This window comes from Nocardioides sp. P5_C9_2, assembly GCF_054049555.1.
The window spans coordinates 1-2,930 of the sequence record NZ_JBFUMD010000484.1 but is presented as its reverse complement, the minus strand read 5'-3'; the positions used below and the strand labels follow the sequence as shown (position 1 = coordinate 2,930).

General features: G+C 74.6%; 2 protein-coding genes. One reads left to right on the top strand and one right to left on the bottom strand.

The window, feature by feature from the left end; genetic code table 11:
- Positions 1–367: hypothetical protein (locus ACXJKL_RS18515; protein ID WP_457208472.1), on the top strand; the 367-nt coding region annotated here is incomplete at its 5' end.
- Between the two features lie 2 nt (positions 368–369).
- Here the strand turns inward: ACXJKL_RS18515 and ACXJKL_RS18510 are convergent.
- On the bottom strand, positions 370–2,930 hold a 2,561-nt coding region (locus ACXJKL_RS18510), incomplete at its 5' end, for a LuxR C-terminal-related transcriptional regulator (RefSeq protein ID WP_457208471.1).

The following is a 2,930-nucleotide window of genomic DNA, read 5'->3' as shown; positions in this document are numbered from 1 at the left end:
CCTGCGTGCCGTGGCGATGCTGGGCCTGGTCGTGGCCCTGGGAGCCTTCCTCACCGGACGGTCGTCGACGGCCGTCCGGACCCGGGAGGTCCTCAGCCACGGGATCGGCGGGGTGCGCGACAGTGCCGAGGCGCACGGGGTCCAGACCGGGGCGTTCGGCCTCTGGACCGGCGAGCACAAGCGGGTCCTGCGGGCCGTGGTCGTGCTGCTGGGTGGCCTCACCCTCCTCTTCTGGTCACAGCCCACCGCTGGGGTCGTGATCGGGACGGCCATCGCCGTGGTCGTGGGCGTCGGCCTCGTGGAGCTGATCAGTCGCCCCGCCCCCGCCCCCGACGCGGACGCACGGACCGGGGCTCCGGTCGCCTGACCTCAGGCGGTGCGCCCGTCGCCGAGCCGCTCGGCCGTGGCGCCGCGACCGTGAGGGTCGGCGAGGAGCCCGAGCTCCCAGGCGCGGCGTACCGCGTCGTTGCGTCGGTCCGCTCCCAGCTTGCGAAGCAGGTTGCGCACGTGCGTGCGCACCGTGTTGACGGAGATGAACATCGCGGCACCGATCTCGGCAGTGGTGGCGAGGTCGTTGAGGTAGCCCAGGACCTCGAGCTCCTTGCTGGTCAGCGGCTCCACGACGAGGGGCCGGGAGACGCCGCGCGACTCGAGGGCGGGCAGCCGCCGGCGCACCTCGGGCGCACCAGCTCGCCCGGCGGGGCGTTCGGTCGTCGGGACCTCAACGCCCGGGCGACCCACGGGATCGCTGGTCGTCAGCCACGGGTGGGCGACCTGGAGCTCGTCGTGGGTGCGCAGGAGCTGCCGGACGGCCGGGGGAGCCTCCGTGAAGGGCCGACGGATCTGGTGGGGGGAAGCCAGTCCCAGGGCCTGGCTGAGCAGGGAGACGGCCGACGTCTTGTCGCCCGTCCGCAGCCAGAAGCCGGCGTCGTCGATGGCCAGGCTGATCTGCAGCTCGAGCGGTGGATCGCCGTGCCACTGCGCCGCCTCCAGGGAGATGCGGCCCTCCTGTTCCTCCGGACCCGCACCACCCTCGGCGGCCGCGTGGACGGCCGCGGTGAGGTCGATGTAGTCCGCGACCCAGGCTGGGGCTCGACGCCGGCCCAGGGTTGCTCGCGCCGAGTCCAGCGTCGCGCGCGATCCGGCGAACTCGCCGTTGGCGTGCATCAGGCGGGCCCGGACGACGTCCAGCAGGCTGTCGACCCCGCGGTCGAGGTGTGTCCGGTGCTGGTCGGCCTCCGCGACCTGCTGACGGGCCGCGCGCATGTAGGACCGCTCGGTCAGCAGCCACGCGCGGGCCACCGCGGCGCTGCCCGCCCAGGGTCGGTCCGCCTGGCCGTGGACGTCCGCCACGCGCTCGTCCAGCTGCTCCAGGAGGACCGACGCCTCGCCGGCGTCGCCGAGGATGACGGCGAGCAGTGCGCCCTGCGTGAGGGCGGTGAGAGCGAGCTCGCCGGACCGGTGCTCGGCCGCCTCGGCGGCGTCGAGTGACGCCGCCTTCGCCTGGTACAGGTTTCCGCTCCACAGGTGGAGTCCGGACCTGAGCAGCGCCAGCTGGCTGCGCAGCTCCGCGCGCAGGTCCGGCTCGGACGGCAGGAGCGTGGTGAGGTGCCGCTCCGCGACCCGCAGCGCCTCGACCCCGTGCTCGGTGTCGCACTCGGCCGCCGCGAGGGCGGCCTCGAGCAGCTCCACCGAGAAGGCGTCGGCCGACGTCGCGGACCCGTCGCACGACAGCTGGGTGCGACTGTCCGCCAGGGCCGCCCTGGCCCCGGCCACCTCGCCTGCCCGCAGGGCAAGGGCGGACCGCACGATCGCCGCCTGGGCGCCCGGCGTCCCCGCCGGCATGGTCTCGAAGAGGGACGCCACCGACGTGTCCAGGCGGGCGTCGATCATCTGGCCGACAGCCAGGTTCTCGACGAGGTACGCCGCGGCGTCGCTCCACAGCCCCGCCGCTGCGGCGTGCACGGTGGACTCRTGCAGGTTGCCGCAGTGGGCCCACCACCGCGCGGCGAGGGCGTGCAGTCCGGTGACCAGGTCGGGTCGCTCGGCGCTCAGCTGGGCGCGCAGGAACTCGCGGAACAACGGTTGGTACTCATACGTGGTCGGGGTCCCCTGGACAGGGCCGATGAAGGCGTTCGAGGCGGCCAGAAGACCCATCGCCCCACGCCCGTCCACCTGGCCGCTGAGGGCCTCGAACAGCCCGATCGGCAGCTCGTCGGGGACGCTGGTGCGCAACATGAGCTCACGGAGGTCCGGCGGCTGGGCGTCCAGGACCTCCCGGGCCAGGTAGTCGCTCACGGCCGGCTCGGCACCGGTGAGCCGGGCCAGGGTCGCGTCCAGGTCAGGGGAGCCGCGGAGCCGGCTCGCGGCGTACGCGACGCCGGCGACCCACCCGCGGGTCCTGTCGAGGAGGGCGGTCAGCTGGACATCGGTGAGCGCGACGCCCTCCCCGAGGAGGAGCTCGGCCGCCTCCGTGCGGCGCAGGCGCAGGTCATCGCCCCGGATCTCCGCGAGTCCCCCCGCGAGACGGTAGCGGTGGAGCGGGAGCCGGGGCTCGGAGCGGGTCACCAGGACTACCCGGACGCTGTCCCACGCCTCCTCCACGTACTGGTCGAGCTCGGCGTGCAGGGCAGGGTCCGCGACCTCGTCGTCCACCACCAGCACCACGGGCCCCCTCCGGGCCGCCACGGTGCGGGTGAGGTCGCCCAGGTGCTGGATGTCGGGGACGGGACCCGATCGGAGCTTGTCGCGGGCGCCACCTCCCTCGGCCAGCAGCCATGTGGTCACGCCGGCCCAGAACGCGGCGCTCCCGTCGGGGTTCCGGCGGGTCGACACCCGGAGCAGGGGGCCGGGCACCCGCCCCGTCGCGAGCCAGCTGGAGAGCAGGACGGTCTTGCCCGCGCCGGCGGGAGCGCTCACCAGCGTCAGGG